The following is a 19298-nucleotide window of genomic DNA, read 5'->3' on the forward strand; positions in this document are numbered from 1 at the left end:
TCCCGCTTCTTCAACTGCGGATTTCCTCTCAGTCTCCGAATCAGGCATCATCCAAAGCAGCAATACCGGGTAGTTCCTTACCTTCAAGTAACTCCAAGCTAGCGCCGCCACCAGTTGAAATATGGCTCATTTGCTCGGCTACACCGACTTTCTCCACCGCTGCTACAGAGTCACCACCACCGATGATGGAAGTTACGCCTTGCTTGGTGAGATCGGCAAGAGTACGAGCGATCGCTTCTGTACCTACAGCAAACTTGTCAAACTCAAATACACCCATCGGACCATTCCAAATCACCGACTTGCACTCAGCCAGTGCTGCTTGGAACGTCTTGACCGAATCTGGACCAATATCCAAACCCATACCATCAGATGGAATATTATCCACACTGACGGTCTGAGCGTTGGCATCAGCAGCAAATTTATCTGCTACCACCACATCTGTAGGTAACAATAGATCGACACCACGTTCTTTTGCCTTAGCTTCCAAAGATTTAGCCAGTTCTAGCTTGTCTTCTTCCACCAGCGACTTACCAACATTCAAACCCCGTGCTTTGTAGAAGGTGAAAATCATCCCACCACCCAACAGCAGCTTATCGCACTTGTCCAACAGCGTTTCGATTACGCCAATCTTACTGGAGACTTTCGAGCCACCAATAATTGCCGCTAGGGGACGCTGAGGATTTTCGATCGCGCTTTGGAGATACTGAAGTTCTTTTTCAATCAAATAACCTGCTACCGAAGGGCTGAGGTAGTGAGTTACGCCCTCAGTTGAAGCATGGGCGCGGTGAGCCGTACCAAAAGCATCATTTACGTACAAGTCCGCATTTGCAGCTAACTTTTGAGCAAATTCTGGATTATTCTTCTCTTCTTCGGGATAGAAGCGAACGTTTTCCAGTAGCAACACCTGACCGTTTTGCATTCCTGCAACTTTGCCAGCAACCTCATCACCGATACAATCGTCGCACTTAATAACCTCTTGACCGAGTAATTCGGAAAGGCGCTTAGCAACGGGAGTCAGACGCAATTTATCATCTACACCTTTGGGACGACCGAAGTGACTAGCCAGGATGACTTTAGCACCCTTTTTAATTAAATCTTGAATTGTCGGCAGTGCAGCACGAATGCGGGTATCATCGGTGATATTGCCTTGGTCGTCTAGCGGTACGTTAAAATCTACCCGTACTAACGCCCGCTTCCCAGATAAATCTGACGAGGATAAATTTGCTAGAGTTTTTTTGGACACAGCGTCAACCTCCTAATTGCCTTTTTGGTCTAGTCCATCATTTAGCGCCGTCCACATTTTACCGAAGCATGGGTATCGGAGTTACCACAAATGTTTAAGACTGTTCTGTTTCCGATCGATCGCAGCCGCGAAACACAAGAAGCCGTAGGAGTCGTGGTTGAAATCGTGCAAAAGTATGGTAGCCGTCTAATACTGCTATCGGTAGTAGAAGGATCGGAAGAGGCTGACGAGGGCATGGAATCGCCTGATGTCGTAGCCCGACTTCTCGAAGATGCCCAGTCCGTCTTCAAACAGCAAGGCATTCAAACAGAGGCATTTGAGCGGCAGGGCAAGCCTGCATTTGTTATCTGTGATGTAGCCGACGAAGTTAGTGCAAACTTAATTGTCATGGGTTGCCGAGGACTCGGGTTAACAGAAGAAGGAGTTACCGAAAGCGTCACCAACCGCGTGATCAATCTATCTCCCTGTCCGGTTTTAGTTGTACCTTAATGAGGGAGCAGAGAGCGAGGAGTGAGGGGGACAAGGAGGACAAGGAAGCAATTCCAGCCAACTACCAACTACCAACTACCAACTACCAACTACCCATTCACAAATGACCAACGACAAATGACCAATGACAAACGAAATTCAATGGTATCCAGGTCACATTGCCAAAGCAGAAAGAGCGCTTGCCGAACAACTGAAGTTGGTTGATGTGGTATTGGAGGTACGGGACGCACGGATTCCACTAGCGACCCACCATCCGCGCGTGCCAGAGTGGGTAGGCAATAAAACACGAGTATTAATCCTCAACCGCGTCGATGCAATTCCTCCTGCGTTGCGGCAGTTGTGGCAGCAGTGGTTTAAGACACGGGGAGAAACAGTTTACTTTACCAATGCTAAAGATGGTAACGGTGTAGGACAAGTATTGCAGGTAGCGCAAAGAGCAGGTGATGAGATTAATCAACGCCGCAAAAATCGCGGCTTGTTAGCCCGTCCCGTGCGGGCAGCGGCGATTGGATTTCCTAATGTAGGTAAGTCAGCGCTGATCAATCGGCTGTTGAAGCGGCGGATTGTCGTCAGCGAGGCTCGTCCTGGGGTAACGCGCCAGTTGCGCTGGGTCAGAATTTCCGATCGCGTCGAATTGTTAGATGCACCCGGGGTAATTCCGACTAAGTTAGAAGACCAAGCAGCAGCAATTAAGTTAGCTATCTGCGATGATATTGGTGATGCTGCCTACGATTCTTACCAAGTGGCTGTTATCTTTATCGATTTGCTGCAAGATTTAATGGCAACTGCTCCCGAACTCATGCCTGACAATCCCCTATCTCGCTACAAAATCGATTCGTTGGGCATGACAGGAGAAGAATTTGTCTATGAGTTATCGGCAAAACGCGATCGCGGTGACTTGGAACGCACGGCAAGACAGATACTGATAGATTTTCGCAAAGGAATTTTGGGGACAGTTCCCTTAGAGTTACCACCGAATTAATTTTTGTAACTTTTCTTTTCATCCAAATAAACCAAAAGAGGGAAAATAGCTCAAAGCTACTCCCTCCCTTATCCATTGATGGTATATCGTATGAGTTTTAGAGATCGCCGTTGCGAAAGGCAAGGACAAAAATAACTGCTGGACCAGCTAGCATGATCAGGGCAACGCTTACTAGTTGAAACAGAGTTTCCCACTGAAAACTACCGATCGCATCAAAAATTCCAGACATAAGATTTATCTCTCCTCCCAGCTTGTCTATTTAACGTCGATTGCTTACATAAAAATCCGCACCTTATTTTACCTAGAGGAGAATTACCGGATTTAATTAACTTAACAAATCTATAACAAACCACAAATAAACTCTTGCTGCTCTCATTTTAGTGATGGGGTAACTAAAATCGCTAAGCTTGAGTAGCGGGAACGCGATCGTCACCCAATCTGAATATTATGGCGACTTGGAAATGGCAACTTGGAAATGTGTAAAGCAGTGTGGCGCTTGCTGTCATCTCGACCCAGAAGAACGCCCAGACATAGCAGAGTATTTGACACCAGAAGAGTTATCACTCTATCTCAGCATGGTAGGTGAAGGTGGTTGGTGCATTAACTACGACCATCTCAAGCGAGAATGCAAAATCTATCCCAACCGCCCTCGCTTTTGCCGAGTCGAGCCAGAAATATTCTTAGATATGTACGGCATCGAGCCGGAAGAAGTCAACGATTTTGCGATCGAGTGCTGCGAGCAACAGATTTCCGGCGTTTATGGCGATCGCAGCCTGGAAATGGTGCGGTTTCAGCGAGAAGTTGGCGATTGGTAGTAGTTGTTAGTTGTTGGTTGTTGGTTGTTGGTTAACTGGTCACTGGTCACTGACAACTGAATAATGGGGTTGCCTTTTGTCATAATTTGGCAGAAAATGAAAGGAATATGAAAAATGTCGCGTATTGAGCTGAACTGCCTGTGAAACTGGAATCTGCACCCCCTCAGCGATCTAGCTTATCTGACCAAATAACAGCACTGGAGAAACAGGTTTTGGAAACACACAGCAGCCAGCCTGTTGTCAGTGTTAGCGATTGCCCTCCACAACAGCAAAAACAACAGCCAAAGAAAACACAGCAGTCTTGGTGGGCAATATACGCCTCGACATTTTTCACCATATTTTTGGCAGAATGCGGCGATAAGACCCAACTTTCCACGCTCTTGATGAGTGCAGAGTCTCAATCACCCTGGATTGTCTTCGTAGGTGCAGCCGCAGCGTTAATTACGACCAGTTTACTAGGCGTACTCTTGGGACAGTGGTTAGCAAAACACCTATCACCTAGAAAGTTAGAAATTGCCGCGGGTACGAGTTTACTACTGATTGCGATCGCCTTAGTATGTGATATTTTACTCTCGTAGAAATCCCCCCTAGCCCCCTTTTTAAGGGGGGAATAATAAAGAAATTCCCCTTTTAAAGGCGATATAGAGGCATCTGAGGAAGCAATTCCAAGTCACAAGTCACAATGAATTCCGAATTCCGAATTCCGAATTCCGAATTCTCCTCACTCACCCCTCAACTTCATGGACTGGAAACTACTAGGAATCACTTTTGTAACTGTATTTCTCTCAGAATTGGGAGACAAAAGCCAACTAGCAGCGATCGCCCTCAGTGGCGGTTGTAAATCTCCACGTGCTGTCTTTTTTGGCACGGCTAGCGCTTTGATATTGACAAGTTTGCTGGGAGTGTTAGCAGGTGCGGGTGCAGCTCAGTTGCTACCTGTAAAATTCGTCAAGGCGATCGCGGCTGTGGGTTTTGCCGTGCTTGCAATTCGGTTATTATGCTTTGGGGACAATTCTCAGGAAACTGAGGAAACTACGATCTAAAAGGTGCAAATTCTACCTTTTGTCACCACATACTAAAATATTTCGGCTGAAAGCGGTATTGTGTGAACAGGTATAAAAAACCAAGTTTTCTGACTTATGACCGCCGTTCATCCCAATCACAAGAAAGCCAAAGCCCTCAAATCAGGAAGCCGCCGCCCAGCCAAAGAACTTTGTAGCGAGTGCGGCTTGTGCGACACATATTACATCCACTATGTCAAGGAAGCGTGTGCATTCCTAAACCAGCAATTTGACCAATTAGAAACTCAAACGCACGATCGCAGCCGTAATTTAGACAATCCAGACGAACTTTACTTCGGCGTGCATCAGTCGATGACAGCGGCGCGGAAAAAAGAACCGATTCCCGGGGCGCAATGGACGGGTATTGTTAGTACCATTGCGATCGAAATGCTAAATCGCGGCATTGTCGAAGGCGTAGTCTGCGTCCAGAATACCAAAGAAGACCGCTTTCAACCGATGCCAATTATTGCCCGTACCCCAGAGGAAATTTTAGCCGCACGGGTAAATAAACCTACGCTGTCGCCTAACCTATCGGTGCTAGAACAAATAGAACAGTCAGGCATGAAACGGCTGTTAGTAATTGGTGTCGGTTGTCAAATTCAAGCATTGCGGGCAGTAGAAAAACAACTTGGCTTAGAAAAGCTTTACGTTTTAGGAACTCCTTGCGTGGATAACGTTACCCGTGCGGGATTGCAAAAATTCTTAGAAACGACTAGTAAATCGCCCGATACAGTAGTACATTACGAATTCATGCAAGATTTCCGCGTTCACTTCAAGCATGAAGATGGTTCGGTGGAAACAGTACCTTTCTTTGGTTTAAAGACAAACCAACTCAAGGATGTATTTGCACCTTCTTGCATGAGTTGCTTTGATTATGTCAATTCCCTTGCCGATTTGGTTGTCGGTTACATGGGTGCTACCTTCGGTTGGCAGTGGATTGTTGTCCGCAACGATCGCGGTCGCGAAATGCTGGATTTGGTGCAAGATAAATTAGAGCTACAACCTGTTATTTCGCAGGGCGATCGCCATCAAGCAGTACAACAGAGTATACCTGCTTACGATAAAGCGGTGACTTTGCCCATGTGGGCGGCGAAGTTAATGGGTGTAGTCATTGAAAGAATTGGTCCGAAAGGGTTGGAATATGCACGATTCTCGATTGATTCTCACTTTACGCGGAATTATCTGTACGTGAAGCGGAATTATTTAGAGAAGTTGGAAGCGCATGTACCGGAGTTTGCTAAGCGAATTGTGGGGCAGTATAAGTTGCCGGATTAAATCTTCACAAAACTCACCTGCATAATTTTCTTCTATAAAGCTGATAAGTATATAGCGGAGGAAACACGCTATGTCTAGGAGGTGAGACAACAAGCAGCGCGGTAGTGATTTCAGAGGATTTTTCCTCGAAAATAAACATACCCCTGCTGGAGAGACAAATAAAAAATACTGTTATGGAAGAATTTGAGGTGAGTCTGCGTCAATTGGTCGTAGAAACTTGTCAGCAGAAGATCGGTAGTCTCGATCGCCAGCGAGGTTTAACGAGAATTGTCCGCTCGATTGCCAAGTCTGGCAAGCTGTGGAAAGAAAATACTCCCGATTACGAGGATGCCTTACAACAAACCTGGCTGTATTTCTGCCGTAACCTGTGTGAAGCTACGACAGGCGATCGCTACGATCCCAGTCGTAGTAGTATCACGACTTGGTTAAATGCATATTTGCGGCGACGGCTGCAAGACCTGTACCTGCAAAGAAAGACTACCAATAACTCGACAACTAGACAAGTCTATTCTGTTGACGAGCTGGGGAAAGACGCGATTGAAGCCTTGGAAGCTCCGCCCGATGTCCCACCAATTTTGGAAACGACACGAAAGTGGATTCAAACCGATCCTGATGGCGACCTCCGCCGTACTTACATTCAAGGTTATCCAAAGGTGAATTGCCAAGTTTTATTGTTGCAAAGGCTGCCACCAGAGACAAGCTGGGAAGATTTGGCAGCGCAATACAAGCTGTCCGTTTCGACACTGAGTAGTTTCTATCGGCGACAATGCCTACCACGATTGCGTAAATTCGGCGAATCGCAAGGGTATTTAGAGGATACCTATCATGAATTATCAAGCACGAGAAAACGATCGCTCCCTTCCGTTACCAATTACTCAAGCCGCGAATAGCATTGCTTGGCAGTTTAGCCAGCAGCAGCCAACGTCACAAAAAGCAGAGCAAGTGCGACTGAATACCTTGGCTGTGTGTGCCGTCCGTGATTATTTGGAAATGATGGGCGTTCCGGTGAATTGGAACGAGTGCGATAGTTGGAATCCTTTTATGCGTGCGTGTGTGGATGCAGCAGACTTGGAGGTATTGGGTTTGGGTCGCCTGGAATGTCGGGCGATCGCCACTGATGCTTCTACCTGTTACGTGCCACCGGAGGTTTGGGAAGATCGGATCGGTTATGTTGTCGTGCGTTTGGATGAAGTAGAAAAACAGGTCTGTATCCTGGGTTTTGTCCAGCAAGTTACCCAAGAACAGTTGACCGTTAACCAGTTGCGATCGCCGGAAGATCTCTTGTCCCACTTGCAAGACTTAAGCGCGATAACTTCGTTAAGCTTCGCTAACGCGAATCCTCCCACGAGTACGGTTAACTTGAGACAGTGGTTCCAAAATACGTTTGAACCGGGTTGGCAAACTGTCGTCTCGCTATTAAATCCAGCCGAACACAATTTAACCTTTAGCTTTCGTAAAACAGAAGAACTGAATACAAACGAAGTGGATCGCCCTGAAAATTTTGTCAGACGGGCAAAGTTAATTGACTTAGGGATGCAGCTAGCTGGTCATGCAGTCGCTTTGGTCATGGAACTGCGTCCTGCATCAGAGCAGAAAACCGATCTGATCGTACAAGTGCATCCGACGGGGAGAGAGACATTTTTACCGCCGTCGCTACAGTTAATCGTGTTGGATGAATCTGGTTCAGTTTTCTTGGAAGCTAAAGCCAGACGCGCCGATAATTACATTCAGTTGCAATTTAGCGGTACTACCGGAGAAAGATTTAGCGTTAAAGTAGCTCTGGGGGATGTTGGCATCACGGAACACTTTATTATTTAAAACATTACCTGAGATTACATCGGCGACTAGTTCAACAGTGACCTTCTGTTTGCGCTGGAGATTTGAATTCCACTTGAAACTTACCAAGCACCTCTATGAAAGACTCTTGCTCAAGAGCGATAATACAGGTTTTTATTGGTAACTGGTAACTGGTAACTGGTAACTGGTAACTATTTATTGACGTGCCTACAGGTGATAGATCGTGGGTAAGTTAGTTGTCTTGAAGTTTGGCGAAGGTAGCTTCGAGCAGGGGTTTCCTGTAACGCTGCAAATTGGCGAGGATGGCGATCGCCCCGCTGTAGAACTTGCTGGCAGATTACCACCCCAGCCGGAAATTCCGCAACTCTACAGAAAATGGCAATCAGCTTACTACAGTTTGGGTTTGCGATCGCGTCTGGAAGCCGCTGCCGTCCAAATTACGAATGTTTGTGTTTTAGAAGACTGTTATAATGCCGCAGAATCCCTCAGCCGCAGTCTAAACAATTGGCTTTCCTCTCCATCATTTCTGGCTTTGAGGGATAAGTTTTTAGAAAAATTAATGCCTGCGGATGCAATTCGAGTTATTTTGCAAACTGAAGATTTACTATTACAGCGGCTACCCTGGCATCGCTGCGATCTATTTGCTCGCTATCCTCAAGCAGAAATTGCCCTGAGTACCCCTGCTTACGAAGAAATTGCGCTGAAAACGACATCCTCTCGCACTCAAATCAGAATTTTAGCGATTTTAGGTAGTAGTGCCGGAATTGACATTCAAGCAGACCGTAACCTGCTCGAAACCTTGCCAGGAGCAGATGTCAAGTTTTTGGTTGAGCCGTCACGTCAAGAGTTAGACCGTCAGTTATGGTCTACCCAAGGATGGGATATTTTATTTTTTGCCGGACATAGTGCCAGTCAAACAACTGCCTCACAGAATGAAGTTACAGGCAGAATTTATTTAAATCAAACGGAAAGTTTAACTATTGCCGATCTCAAACACGCTTTACAAACTGCGGTAGAAAATGGTTTGAGCGTAGCCATTTTTAACTCTTGCGATGGCTTGGGTTTGGCGCGGGACTTGGCAAGTCTACACATTCCCCAAGTAGTATTCATGCGCGAACCCGTACCGGATCGCGTGGCGCAAGAATTTTTGAAGAGTTTTCTCCAGGCTTTTGCTGGGGGAAAGTCTCTCTATTTGTCGGTACGAGAGGCAAGGGAAAGACTCCAGGGATGGGAAAGTGAATATCCTGCTGCTAGCTGGCTACCAGTCATTTATCAAAATCTTGCCGAAATTCCTCCAACTTGGCAACAGTGGATGCAACGTCTACGTCCACCACGACAACGGCTTTCTCTGCGGCGCGTCTGCTTCACCAGCACCATTGTCACGGCGGCGGTGGTAGGAATGCGGTTATTAGGATTATTCCAAACTATAGAATTGCAGGCTTTTGACCAATTAATGCGGCTGCGTCCTATAGAAAAAGCCGATCCGCGTCTGTTACTTGTGACGGTGACAGAGGAAGATTTGCAGCTGCCAGAACAGAATCAGAGAAAAGGCTCTCTGTCAGATTTGGCATTGGAAAAACTGTTGCAAAAACTCGAACAATTTCACCCACAAGTTATCGGTTTGGATATCTACCGCGATTTTCCAGTCGAGAAATTACCAAGTCTGAAGTCAAGGCTCCAAAAAAGCGATCGCCTTTTTGCTATCTGTAAAGTCAGCGATCCAGAATTCGATCCGCGTGGCGTTCAACCCCCGCCAGAAGTCGCACCAGAACGGATAGGTTTTAGCGATGTTATTGCCGATCCAGATGACAACATCGTGCGCCGCCATTTGCTCAATTTCGATCCGCCACTCACATCCCGTTGTAGTGCTAATACAGCGCTCAGTTTTCAACTCGCCCATCAATATTTGGCAGCTAAAGGAATTGAAACTCAATTCACGCCCAATGGTAACTTACAACTCGGTAATGTCGTTTTTCCGCGTTTGCAACCTTTCCACACGGGCGGTTATCAAAGAATCGATCCTAAAGGCTATCAACTGTTACTCAATTACCGTCCCTTTGACTCTGTAGACGATATTGCCGTAGCGGTGACGCTAGGAGATATACTGAGCGATCGCATTCCGCCCAATCTTGCCCGTACCCTCAAAGACAGGATTGTACTGATCGGTCTAGCGGCTCCTAGTACTGGTGATGCGTGGTCTACTCCCTACAGCATCGGCAGACAGGGACTGCAAAAACAGATCCCAGGTATTTATTTACAAGCTCAGATGGTGAGTCAACTCCTCAGTGCTGTTTTGGATGGACGAACACCACTGTGGGTTTTGCCTCTCTGGGGTGAGATTGTTTGGATTTGGGCTTGGTCGTTGGTGGGAGGAGTTGTTGTTTGGTGCTGGCGTTCTCCCGCGCGATTGGGATTGAGTGTTTGCTTGACAATTGCAGCTCTATATGGATCGAGTTGGATATTACTACTCCAGGGTGGCTGGCTGCCTTTAGTCCCTGCGGCTTTGGCTTTAGTCGTGACGGGAGGCAGAATTGCGGTCGTCAAGCGTTCTTTGCCCGATAGCAGTAATCTACCGCCCAAACCTACACTAAAGATAGATTGAGGTGAGATAATGCACAAGCTTGCAGCCACAGCAGCGATCGCCTTCACACTGCTCGTACCCACAGCAGCGATCGCCACCCACAATAACAGTCAAAATCACACTCATCAGCAAGTCAGCGCTCAACCCCGTTACACGCCGCCGCCCTTTCCTACCTCCGGCACTCCCACCGGACGAACTAGAGGCGCAGCCGGACGAGGAGGAGACTGCGGCTTCAAGCTGCCGCTAACGGCGCTAGCACCTGCCGTAGAAAAGACTGTAGGCACGGGCAAGGCAACGTATGTTTGGGGACAGACGATCGCCGAGTATCCTACTTTCTGGTTTTACATTCCTGCTGCCAACCCTTCACTCCGTTCTGTAGAATTCGTCCTACAAGACGATCGCGATAACGATGTCTATCGTTCTGCTGTCGAACTGCCAGCTAAACCAGGCATCATCGGCGTGCGTTTACCATCTACTCAACCACCACTTAAGCTCAATCAGAACTATCACTGGTTTTTGAAAACAGAAATAGCAGCCAGTTGCGATCGCCAAGATTCTACTATTGCGATCAAAGATTCGGTCGAAGGATGGGTACAGCGCGTATCGCCAACCGCTACGATGCGATCGCAACTCAAAACAGCCACACCCGAACAACGACTCGATCTCTACGCTCAACAAGGCTTATGGTACGACGCGATCGCCACCATAGCCGAACAGCGATTACAGCAGCCAGAAAATGCCGTTCTCAAGGCAAATTGGCACGGGCTTTTACAATCTGCCAATTTGAGCGATATGACATCTCAGCCACTTTTGCCATGACAACTGAAATGGGACAAGAAATTTTTCAGGTCGATGCTTTTACAAATAAACCTTTTGCAGGTAATCCTGCTGCTGTATGCGTTCTGCCGCGATCGAGAGATGACGGTTGGATGCAAAATATTGCCAAAGAGATGAATTTATCGGAGACGGCTTTCTTACTCCGGCAAGACGATGGTAGCTACAATCTGCGGTGGTTTACCCCTGCTACAGAAGTTCCTCTGTGCGGTCATGCTACCCTAGCTAGCGCTCATGTGCTGTGGGAACAGGGTTATTTGCAGCCAGAGGAAACAGCTCGATTTCACACTCTCAGCGGCTTGCTGACGGCAAAACGGATAGGAGAATGGATCGAATTAGACTTCCCAATGCAAGTTCCTGCTGCATCGGAAATACCTGCCGATTTGATGAAAGCTTTGGGAACCAAACCCAAGTACGTAGGTGAGACGAATAGAAATTATTTGGTGGAATTAGATTCGGAGGAGATTGTCAGAAATCTTCAGCCAGATTTTAGTTTACTGAAAACCTTGCCCGTGCAAGGCGTAATCGTCACCAGCCAAGGGACAAACTCAGAGTATGATTTTGTCTCTCGCTACTTTGCGCCTAATGTCGGCATTGATGAAGATCCGGTGACGGGTTCGGCGCATTGTTGCCTTGCACCCTACTGGCGCGATCGCTTGGGGAAAGATAATTTTCTCGCCTATCAAGCTTCTGCAAGAGGTGGGATAATTAAAGTTAGTTGTCAAGGCGATCGCGTTTTATTGAGAGGACAAGCTGTTCTCGTTTTACGGGGTGAATTGGTTGATGGTGGATGAATGGCAATTTGCGATCGCAATTCTCGATTGCGTACGTGACGCTTGTAGGGGCGCACAGCTGTGCGCCCCTACAGATCGGCTGTTTTACCCAATTGAAAATCGCTATGAAGCCAGCGATCGACTAGGAAACTTCTAAAAATGCTAGTTCAAACTCTTTGCCCTGCCGTACCTCACAATATGGTTGGTGGCATTCGGGACATTCGTAGAGTAAATCGGTGGGATGAAATTCAGTAGTGCAATTGGGGCAATAACAGACGACTGGTACGGACTCCACCTGAAGTCTGGCATCTTCAGCTATTGTCTCCTTTTTCACCACATCAAACGCCAATTGTAAGGATTCTGGTACTACCCCAGATGCCTCACCGACTCGCATTTGCAGCAGGCGAATATGGCTTGCACCTTCATGTTTTGCACGTTCTACAGCAGTTGCGAGAACGTTTTGCATCATTCCAACTTCATGCATAGTTCTACCTTGCCTAATTTAATCAAATGGTAAATTTGTTCCAGCGCTACCTGAATACCTCGTTCGGCAATGGGTGAAAGGCGATCGCCTAATTCAAAGTTCGTTCCCGGTATCGTTACCCACCAAGCATTCGGAACCTGATTGTAAAGCGCTTGCGTCAGGGCTAATAGCGATCGAGGATCGCCTGTATGTCCGCCGATCGCAGTAGAATTGGTAGGTGCGATCGGTTGTACTCGTACATTCTCGCAGACACTTGCATAACAGGCATCAATAAAAATTGCTAGGTCAGATGTTGCCAAAAATGCAGCTAGTTCGGGTGTGAGTTGATGGACGCACAGCGATGTTACATGAGGTAATTCCTCAGAGGCGATCGCATTAGCTACTTTTTGCCCCACAGCATCATCACTACGTAAGTCATTACCATAGCCAATTACCAAAATAGTTTTTGAATTCTCGCCCATCAGATTGTCGATTTGATTTTAGTTTTATCTTCTCCCTGTAGAGACGTTACATGTAACGTCTCTACAGCTCTAATCCCGCCAAACTTCATTAACAACACTTCCATCTGTTCCTACTAATTGAACGTGCAATGGCATTTGTCCGGCTGCATGAGTCGAACAACTTAAGCAAGGATCGAAAGCCCGAATTCCAGCTTCAACACGATTCAACATTCCTTCAGGAATTTCTGCACCATGAATAAAATGTCGGGCAATTTGAGCCACCGTGCGGTTCATTGCGAGATTATTTTGCCCCGTCGCAATAATCAAATTTATCTTCTGCATTAAGCCGTTTTCATCAACTTTGTAGTGATGAAATAAAGTCCCGCGTGGTGCTTCACTACAACCAACTCCTTCTAATTGGTTAATTCCAGCTTCGGCACGGATTTTAGTAGATAACACCTGTGGATCGTCAAGCAACAATTCAATTTGCTCGATTGATGCCAAAATTTCAATCAGTCGGGCGTAGTGGTAAAAAAAGGATGAGAGTACAGTACCACCACCGCGATCGCGAAATTCGCTTAATTCTCGATCGGCGATCGCAGTGCCAATATGAGTACAAATATTTAATCGTGCTAAAGGTCCAACTCGATAAATGCCACTATCTAAACGACAGCGATCTTTTTGGTCGGGATATCCTAAAGGACGATAATAGGGGAACTTGAGATAAGTATAAGATTCAACTGCCTCACCAATAAATTCTTGAAAGCGAGTTGGATCGAGTTTGTCTGCAATAATGTTGCCAGCGCTATCGACAAACCGAATATATCCGTCGTAGTTTTCCCACAAACCATCAGATGTGACCAAACCCATAAATAAACTGGGAAAATTACCAAAAGTTTGAGCTTCCCTTTCATAGTCCTGAAGCAAGCGCTTAAATCTACCTAGCGCATCTAATATTGTGCTTTTAGCTTCTGGAATGCGGCTTTGAATCTGCGTGCGTCCTGCTTGAGATAATGGTTCTCGCACGCCACCTGGAATTGCCCACGATGGATGAATCTTGCGCCCCCCTAATATTTCAATAATTTCTTGTCCGAATTGCCGCAGTCGAATTCCACCTCTGGCTAATTCTGGTTGAGCGGCAATTAACCCAAAAATGTTGCGCTTTTGAGGATCGCTATCCATGCCTAATAGTAAATCTGGGGCGCTGAGATGGAAAAAACTCAAAGCATGGGATTGGATAATTTGCCCTAAATTCATCAACCGACGCAATTTAGTAGCAGCGGCGGGAATAGTGACAGAAAGAATGCGATCGCCTGCTTTAGCAGAAGCTAGCAAGTGACTCACTGGGCAAATTCCACAAATCCGCGCCGTAATTCCTGGCATTTCCCACAAAGGACGACCTTCACAGAATTTCTCAAAGCCGCGAAATTCTGTGACGTGGAACCGAGCATCGGTCACTTGTCCGGCATCATCTAAGTAGATGGTGATTTTAGCGTGACCTTCAAGGCGCGTGACTGGATCGATAACAATTCGCTGGGACATAGAATACTGCTCTTTTCGCGATGATTTTTTTGTAGAGACTCGATCCCCCAACACCCTTAGAAAGGGGGCTTTGAATTTCTCACTTTTTCAGGGAAATTAGGGAGGTAAGGAGGCTACCAGTTCCTCCCTTTTTAAGGGGGGCTAGGGGGGATCGAGATCTCAGCTTCTAACCAAACTTGATAAACTCACGCCCTTCTAAATGCGGTTTTTCCCCACGTAGTAGCAATTCCAGTACGGCTCGAATCCGCGCCGCTGGAGGCGGACAACCGGGTAAGTAAACGTCAACGGGTACGACTGTATGTACTGGCGTGACTCGATCTAATAAAGGCGGGACAATACCTGGTTCTTGGGGAATCTGTCCGCGCACATCTGCGGTTTCAATGTAACAGCGTTGCAAAACTGGTTCGGCACTACCTAATGGATTGCGCAAAGCTGTCACGTTACCAGTTACAGCACAATCACCAAATGAGATCAGGAGTTGCGATCGCTCTCTTACTGTTTTAATCGTTTGCAAGTGATCTTCATTAGCGATCGCTCCTTCTACCAATACCACATCCACCCCTTCTGGATATTCTTTGGTATCCATAAAGGGACTGTAAACTAAATCTGCCCCAGCTGCTAGGTCGATCAGCCATTCATCTAAGTCAAGAAATGACATGTGACAGCCCGAACAGCCACCTAACCAAACTGTTGCTAGTTTTAAACGAGTCATTGTTTACTGACTCCCTTGCTGGTAAAGAACTACGGGGGATCGTTGCCCTACAGTTACGGTTATAAACAAATAACTTGAGGAAGTTATGAGGAAGGAAGCGAGAATTTCCTAGAGAAGATAGAGAATTAATGGCTCAAGCAGGTATTGGCTGCGAACAAAGTCACGCCTAGCTGAGATCAATTCAGCCTATGAAGAGGAAGGCGAAAAGAGACTGCAAATAATTCTACTTTGTAGAGCCGCAAAATTTTACGGCTCCAGAAAATTAACCATTAAACTTAGTATGGTCAATAGAAAATACCATCAAATCTTAATAATGGTTGAGGTTGATTCCGGCTTCTTTTGCCATTGTTGACAAGCCTTTGATATTGAGGGTTTTGATTGCTTTAGTCGAAAGCTTCAGTCTCACCCAGCGATTACCTTCTTCCCACCAAACCCGTTTCCACTGCAAGTTGGCTTCTTGCACTTTTTTAGTCCGGCGGTGAGAGTGGGAAATGGCATAACCATTGTTTGCCTTTCTGCCTGTGAGCATACATTTACGGGACATAAGGATCTCCAGATCTTCGCGTTTGGGTATCTTGCACAATCTATCATTGTACCTGGAATTTTCCTGGGAGGGTATGATGGCTGTGTTGAGAGCGAATAAGCATGATTCTTTTTTTAGTTGCGCTCCTATCCTTCTACGTTGCTTGGAACTTAGGCGCAAATGATGTTGCTAATGCGATGGGAACCTCTGTCGGGTCTAAAGCTGTGACTTTGCGTCAAGCATTAGTCATTGCAGGGACTCTAGAATTTACAGGTGCGGTGCTGTTTGGACATGAAGTTTCAGAAACTCTAGCAACCAAAATTTTCAATCCTGCCCTATTCATTTCTCAGCCAGAAGTATTGTTAGTAGGCATGATATCAGTTCTACTAGCTGGGGGAGCGTGGTTGCAAATCGCGACATCACAGGGCTTACCCGTGTCCTCTTCTCATGCAATTGTAGGAGCGATCGCGGGTTTTAGTGCTTGCGCGATCGGATGGGAAGCAATAGACTGGGCATCAATCGGTAAAATCACTTTTGCCTGGGTGATTACGCCGATAGTCAGCGGTGCGATCGCCTCTGCATTTTACAGTCAGGTAAGACGCTGGATTTTGACTCAACCCGATCCTCTCAAACAGCTAGACGAGTGGATTCCTTGGTTAAGTGTGGCGTTGATCGGTATTTTTGGTGTTATCGTCCTACCTACTGTCAGTCATCCAATATATACTTTGCTAACTCAACATTGGGGTTTACAACTTCCACCCCGCGATTTACCTTTAGGGCTAGGAGCGATCGCCTCTGTATCTCTAACTTTCTATGGTTGGAGACAACTAGCAAAGTCAAAAGTTCAAAGTCAAAAGCTTGCCCTCGAACAAAGTGAAGGGTCAAAAGTAGTTCCGGCTCCCGACTCCCTTGTAGAAAAACAACTCGCACGCTTCCAATTATTGAGTGCTTGTTTCGTCGCTTTCGCACACGGTTCTAACGATGTCGGGAATGCGATCGCACCTTTAACAGCAATCACTTATATTATTCGTACTGCTAGTGTCCCTGTAGATGGCATCGCGATTCCGTTATGGATTCTCGTACTTGGCGGTGCTGGTATCGTTGCAGGTTTAGCTGTTTGGGGTAAAAAAGTTATCGCCACCATCGGCGAGGGAATTATTCCCTTACAACCCAGTGGCGGCTTCTGTGCTGAATTAGCTACGGCAACAACAATTTTACTGGCTTCGCGCCTGGGTTTACCCGTTTCTACATCCCATGCTCTAGTTGGTGGTGTCGTGGGAGTTGGTTTAGTCAGAAATTGGAAAACAATTCAGTTCCAAACTGTGCGAGGAATTGCCGCAGCTTGGATTATTACGGTGCCGATAAGTGCAGTTTTGGGTGCTAGCATCTTTGCGATTGCACGTCTAATCTTCCTCTAGTTGAAAGCTTGTCAGCAACTTTGTGCGCGACACAGTGTTTGTGAGCGTAAACCGTGCGATCGCCAATTTGACACTGTTGAATCCAATCCCAACCTAGTCTTACCATCGGACGGTGGCAAATACCGCAGACGTATTTATCAATCGTATCTAGTTCTGCACCAATTAAATATTGTTGTGCTTCAGGAAAAATTCCCGACTCTTTTAAAAATTCACAAATAACGCGATATGGATCTACCCGACACCACCAACTGGCGACATGATACATCTCAAAACCTAGTTTTTCTAGATACTTTTCATTCCCTAAAGTTTTGCTGTGTCCTCCATTCAGAAAATGTTGTTCGCCAGCAACTTCTAAGCCTAATAATCTAACTTGGTTGCTGTTATGACTCGCCACCCACAGTTGGTCTAAAATATATGGAATAGAAGATTGATAGCTAGAACTCGGTACGATAAATTGAGGGGCAATTAGTTTAATTGCTTTATAAAACTTGGCATAGTTATACATAAAATTAGAGAAATTAGCTTTGTTAGACCAAATTCCTAATGCCTTACCATGCATAATTTCATGCATAGCAGAATAAGCTTCATACTGCCCGTAGCAAAACTGTTTAGTAGTTAAAAATTTCTCTGGAACTTGATAGCCTCTCTGTTTGGCAACGCGAAATGCTTGAGAGGAGTTTAATTGCTGAAAATACTTTTCTTTCGATACGGGAATTGTTGTACCGTTAGAACTGATATAATGCCAGCCCGTTCTTAAAGCTTGCATCAGCAAATCGCGATCGCCAATTTCTTGATACAGTTGCTCGACATACTCGTAGCAAGGTTTATTGTGAGTCGGTAAGTCAAAAACAAGTTTAGTTTTCGGCGCACCCAGCATAATATCTGAGTTTTTTAGAGTTAATTTTGTTAGCTTTTCTAATTGTGAAATATAGTCGTGAATTCTAATTGCACTCTTAATTTCTTGCACATCTAGAGACATATAAATATTACTAATAAACCTTACATGTATAAAACCATACTGGAATTCACTGAGGATGTCTAACCATCTCCAGGTATATTTATGAAAACTTTATTCAAATTACAAAAATAGTAAAGACTTAACGTGGAAATACGGAGAATGGAAAGAATGGTAATGGGTAATGGGTAATGGGTAATTGGTTATTACGCTTAACTACTGTAAAAGCGGGTTTGACTACCAGATTGCGCCTGGATTAACAGACATCTGGGAATAAACCCGCCCCTACAACTTTGTCTCTTGATAACTGATAACTGTCAATTGTTAACTGAATACAGTTGCATTACATCTTTCAGAGATAAACGCGACTGCACACCCAAAGTTAAAGGTGAGGTATGCCCTCGATTAAGATGGTCGGCAGCAGCACAACCAATCATGGCAGCGTTATCAGTACAGAGCTTTAAAGGCGGAAATAACACGCGCAGATTATGACTGGCTGCTGCTACTTGCAGGTGTTTTCTGAGGCTGCTGTTGGCTGCAACTCCACCACCTGCAGCGATAGTTTCTAAGCCATAGTCCCGAGCGCAAGCGATCGCCCGTTTAGTTAGCGATCGCGCTACTGTTTCCTGAAAACTTGCCGCTACATCTGCCACTGGTACAGTACCACTCTGCTCTAACTGTCTTACCAATCGCAGTACTGCTGTTTTCAAGCCGCTAAAACTCGAATCATAGGGATGATAACCACCCTGCGATCGAGAAATATTTCCCTCTGGCAGGGAAAAAGCTTGAGCATTACCTGTTTGTGCCAATTTGTCAATGATGGGACCGCCAGGATATCCCAATTGCAAGAGCCGTGCAACTTTATCAAAGGCTTCTCCCGCCGCATCGTCGCGGGTTTCACCCAGTGTCTCGTACACGCCGCAATCTTTAACGTAGATCGAGCTAGTGTGTCCGCCAGAAACTAACAAGCACAAAAAAGGCGGTTGCAAACTTGGTTCGCTCAAGTAGTTAGCGTAAATATGCCCTTCTAGGTGATGTACGCCCAAAAAAGGCTTTTGATGGATTAATGCTAAAGTTTTTGCTGCCGTGATGCCCACCATCAAAGCACCAACCAAGCCAGGCGCGCAAGTCGCCGCAATCCCATCCAGATCTTGCCAGTTCATTTCAGCTTGCTCTAGAGCTAGGGCGATCGCCTGATTGATAATTTCTAAATGCTGGCGCGAAGCAACCTCTGGTACAACTCCCCCATACTGACTATGTACTAAGATCTGGGAGTTAACAACACTGCTACAAACTTGACGATTCTTAACAATCGCCACCGCAGTTTCATCACAACTTGTTTCTATCGCTAAAATCGTAGCCATTGTCGGAGGG

The 19298-nt window shown here is 46.1% G+C and carries 22 protein-coding genes; 13 read left to right on the forward strand and 9 right to left on the reverse strand.

Translation table 11 applies throughout. The features are described from left to right. Window positions 1–40 precede the first annotated feature (40 nt). Window positions 41–1243: a phosphoglycerate kinase gene (pgk, locus tag C7Y66_RS04005; protein ID WP_015153171.1), complete on the reverse strand. Its 1203-nt coding sequence runs from the start codon at window positions 1241–1243 to the stop codon at window positions 41–43. A gap of 90 nt (window positions 1244–1333) precedes the next feature. Between pgk and C7Y66_RS04010 the strand changes: the two genes are divergently transcribed. Then, a complete protein-coding gene (locus tag C7Y66_RS04010) occupies window positions 1334–1732 on the forward strand; it encodes a universal stress protein (RefSeq protein WP_015153172.1) in 399 nt (132 codons plus the stop codon). A gap of 124 nt (window positions 1733–1856) precedes the next feature. Then, window positions 1857–2714, forward strand: coding sequence for a ribosome biogenesis GTPase YlqF (ylqF, locus tag C7Y66_RS04015; protein WP_106544555.1), 858 nt, complete (start codon window positions 1857–1859; stop codon window positions 2712–2714). Window positions 2715–2811: 97 nt separating this feature from the next. Here the strand turns inward: ylqF and psb30 are convergent, their stop codons facing one another. Continuing rightward, window positions 2812–2934, reverse strand: a complete 123-nt coding sequence (gene psb30, locus C7Y66_RS04020) for a photosystem II reaction center protein Ycf12/Psb30 (protein WP_039717506.1) — start codon at window positions 2932–2934, stop codon at window positions 2812–2814. Between the two features lie 241 nt (window positions 2935–3175). On the opposite strand from psb30, the gene C7Y66_RS04025 reads away from it, so the two are divergent. The 10 genes from C7Y66_RS04025 to C7Y66_RS30870 all read left to right on the forward strand — a co-directional run bounded on the left by C7Y66_RS04025 (window position 3176) and on the right by C7Y66_RS30870 (window position 12007). Then, entirely contained in the window at window positions 3176–3529 is a 354-nt protein-coding gene (locus tag C7Y66_RS04025) for a YkgJ family cysteine cluster protein (protein WP_106544568.1), read from the forward strand. Between the two features lie 140 nt (window positions 3530–3669). Then, window positions 3670–4107 (forward strand): TMEM165/GDT1 family protein, encoded by a 438-nt coding sequence (locus C7Y66_RS04030; RefSeq protein ID WP_015153176.1) that lies wholly within the window; start codon window positions 3670–3672, stop codon window positions 4105–4107. Between the two features lie 162 nt (window positions 4108–4269). Then, a complete protein-coding gene (locus C7Y66_RS04035; RefSeq protein WP_106169557.1) occupies window positions 4270–4572 on the forward strand; it encodes a TMEM165/GDT1 family protein in 303 nt (100 codons plus the stop codon). Window positions 4573–4668: 96 nt separating this feature from the next. Further along, window positions 4669–5865 (forward strand): Coenzyme F420 hydrogenase/dehydrogenase, beta subunit C-terminal domain, encoded by a 1197-nt coding sequence (locus tag C7Y66_RS04040; protein ID WP_015153178.1) that lies wholly within the window; start codon window positions 4669–4671, stop codon window positions 5863–5865. Between the two features lie 173 nt (window positions 5866–6038). Next, window positions 6039–6755: a hypothetical protein gene (locus tag C7Y66_RS04045; RefSeq protein ID WP_015153904.1), complete on the forward strand. Its 717-nt coding sequence runs from the start codon at window positions 6039–6041 to the stop codon at window positions 6753–6755. Next, complete coding sequence (locus tag C7Y66_RS04050; protein ID WP_106544556.1) at window positions 6691–7683, forward strand: DUF1822 family protein; 993 nt, start codon at window positions 6691–6693, stop codon at window positions 7681–7683. Before C7Y66_RS04045 ends, C7Y66_RS04050 begins: the two co-directional genes overlap by 65 nt. 202 nt (window positions 7684–7885) lie before the next feature. Then, complete coding sequence (locus C7Y66_RS04055; protein WP_106544557.1) at window positions 7886–10264, forward strand: CHASE2 domain-containing protein; 2379 nt, start codon at window positions 7886–7888, stop codon at window positions 10262–10264. 9 nt (window positions 10265–10273) lie between these two features. Next, the gene (locus tag C7Y66_RS04060) at window positions 10274–11062 is read left to right on the forward strand and encodes a DUF928 domain-containing protein (protein ID WP_106544558.1); all 789 of its coding nucleotides are present in this window, start codon (window positions 10274–10276) and stop codon (window positions 11060–11062) included. 8 nt (window positions 11063–11070) lie between these two features. Further along, complete coding sequence (locus C7Y66_RS04065) at window positions 11071–11871, forward strand: PhzF family phenazine biosynthesis protein (protein WP_106544569.1); 801 nt, start codon at window positions 11071–11073, stop codon at window positions 11869–11871. Continuing rightward, entirely contained in the window at window positions 11849–12007 is a 159-nt protein-coding gene (locus tag C7Y66_RS30870; protein ID WP_233222515.1) for a hypothetical protein, read from the forward strand. Before C7Y66_RS04065 ends, C7Y66_RS30870 begins: the two co-directional genes overlap by 23 nt. Here C7Y66_RS30870 and hypA read toward each other — a convergent pair. From hypA to rpmB, 5 genes are all read right to left on the reverse strand, one after another. Next, window positions 11993–12334, reverse strand: coding sequence for a hydrogenase maturation nickel metallochaperone HypA (hypA, locus tag C7Y66_RS04070; RefSeq protein ID WP_106544559.1), 342 nt, complete (start codon window positions 12332–12334; stop codon window positions 11993–11995). The two genes, C7Y66_RS30870 and hypA, sit on opposite strands and share 15 nt — an antisense overlap. Then, a complete protein-coding gene (locus tag C7Y66_RS04075; RefSeq protein WP_106544560.1) occupies window positions 12316–12795 on the reverse strand; it encodes a hydrogenase maturation protease in 480 nt (159 codons plus the stop codon). The genes hypA and C7Y66_RS04075 overlap by 19 nt, the downstream gene beginning before the upstream one ends. 69 nt (window positions 12796–12864) lie before the next feature. Continuing rightward, window positions 12865–14316 carry a Ni/Fe hydrogenase subunit alpha gene (locus tag C7Y66_RS04080; protein ID WP_106544561.1) on the reverse strand — a complete coding sequence of 484 codons (1452 nt, stop codon included), beginning with the start codon at window positions 14314–14316 and terminating at the stop codon, window positions 12865–12867. Between the two features lie 166 nt (window positions 14317–14482). Continuing rightward, a complete protein-coding gene (locus C7Y66_RS04085) occupies window positions 14483–15028 on the reverse strand; it encodes an oxidoreductase (protein ID WP_106544562.1) in 546 nt (181 codons plus the stop codon). A gap of 307 nt (window positions 15029–15335) precedes the next feature. Beyond that, window positions 15336–15572, reverse strand: coding sequence for a 50S ribosomal protein L28 (gene rpmB, locus C7Y66_RS04090; protein ID WP_015153895.1), 237 nt, complete (start codon window positions 15570–15572; stop codon window positions 15336–15338). A gap of 101 nt (window positions 15573–15673) precedes the next feature. Here rpmB and C7Y66_RS04095 point away from each other — a divergent pair, with 101 nt between their 5' ends. Beyond that, a complete protein-coding gene (locus tag C7Y66_RS04095; protein ID WP_106544563.1) occupies window positions 15674–16969 on the forward strand; it encodes an inorganic phosphate transporter in 1296 nt (431 codons plus the stop codon). Here the strand turns inward: C7Y66_RS04095 and C7Y66_RS04100 are convergent. Together C7Y66_RS04100 and tsaD are read right to left on the reverse strand one after the other, a co-directional pair. Further along, complete coding sequence (locus C7Y66_RS04100; protein WP_015153893.1) at window positions 16932–17948, reverse strand: hypothetical protein; 1017 nt, start codon at window positions 17946–17948, stop codon at window positions 16932–16934. The genes C7Y66_RS04095 and C7Y66_RS04100 overlap by 38 nt on opposite strands. Window positions 17949–18241: 293 nt before the next feature. Continuing rightward, on the reverse strand, window positions 18242–19288 hold the full coding sequence (tsaD, locus tag C7Y66_RS04105; RefSeq protein WP_106544564.1) for a tRNA (adenosine(37)-N6)-threonylcarbamoyltransferase complex transferase subunit TsaD: 1047 nt from the start codon (window positions 19286–19288) through the stop codon (window positions 18242–18244). Window positions 19289–19298: the final 10 nt, after the last annotated feature.

The sequence above is a fragment of the Chroococcidiopsis sp. CCALA 051 genome (assembly GCF_003015105.1).
Taxonomy (GTDB): Bacteria; Cyanobacteriota; Cyanobacteriia; order Cyanobacteriales; family Chroococcidiopsidaceae; genus Chroococcidiopsis; species Chroococcidiopsis thermalis.

Coding starts and splice junctions, on each gene's coding strand:
- C7Y66_RS04010 (WP_015153172.1), top strand. CDS start 1,334: ATGTTTAAGACTGTTCTGTTTCCGATCGATCGCAGCCGCGAAACACAA.
- ylqF (WP_106544555.1), top strand. CDS start 1,857: ATGACAAACGAAATTCAATGGTATCCAGGTCACATTGCCAAAGCAGAA.
- C7Y66_RS04025 (WP_106544568.1), top strand. CDS start 3,176: ATGGCAACTTGGAAATGTGTAAAGCAGTGTGGCGCTTGCTGTCATCTC.
- C7Y66_RS04035 (WP_106169557.1), top strand. CDS start 4,270: ATGGACTGGAAACTACTAGGAATCACTTTTGTAACTGTATTTCTCTCA.
- C7Y66_RS04040 (WP_015153178.1), top strand. CDS start 4,669: ATGACCGCCGTTCATCCCAATCACAAGAAAGCCAAAGCCCTCAAATCA.
- C7Y66_RS04045 (WP_015153904.1), top strand. CDS start 6,039: ATGGAAGAATTTGAGGTGAGTCTGCGTCAATTGGTCGTAGAAACTTGT.
- C7Y66_RS04050 (WP_106544556.1), top strand. CDS start 6,691: ATGAATTATCAAGCACGAGAAAACGATCGCTCCCTTCCGTTACCAATT.
- C7Y66_RS04060 (WP_106544558.1), top strand. CDS start 10,274: ATGCACAAGCTTGCAGCCACAGCAGCGATCGCCTTCACACTGCTCGTA.
- C7Y66_RS04065 (WP_106544569.1), top strand. CDS start 11,071: ATGGGACAAGAAATTTTTCAGGTCGATGCTTTTACAAATAAACCTTTT.
- hypA (WP_106544559.1), bottom strand. CDS start 12,334: ATGCATGAAGTTGGAATGATGCAAAACGTTCTCGCAACTGCTGTAGAA.
- C7Y66_RS04075 (WP_106544560.1), bottom strand. CDS start 12,795: ATGGGCGAGAATTCAAAAACTATTTTGGTAATTGGCTATGGTAATGAC.
- C7Y66_RS04080 (WP_106544561.1), bottom strand. CDS start 14,316: ATGTCCCAGCGAATTGTTATCGATCCAGTCACGCGCCTTGAAGGTCAC.
- C7Y66_RS04085 (WP_106544562.1), bottom strand. CDS start 15,028: ATGACTCGTTTAAAACTAGCAACAGTTTGGTTAGGTGGCTGTTCGGGC.
- rpmB (WP_015153895.1), bottom strand. CDS start 15,572: ATGTCCCGTAAATGTATGCTCACAGGCAGAAAGGCAAACAATGGTTAT.
- C7Y66_RS04095 (WP_106544563.1), top strand. CDS start 15,674: ATGATTCTTTTTTTAGTTGCGCTCCTATCCTTCTACGTTGCTTGGAAC.
- C7Y66_RS04100 (WP_015153893.1), bottom strand. CDS start 17,948: ATGTCTCTAGATGTGCAAGAAATTAAGAGTGCAATTAGAATTCACGAC.
- tsaD (WP_106544564.1), bottom strand. CDS start 19,288: ATGGCTACGATTTTAGCGATAGAAACAAGTTGTGATGAAACTGCGGTG.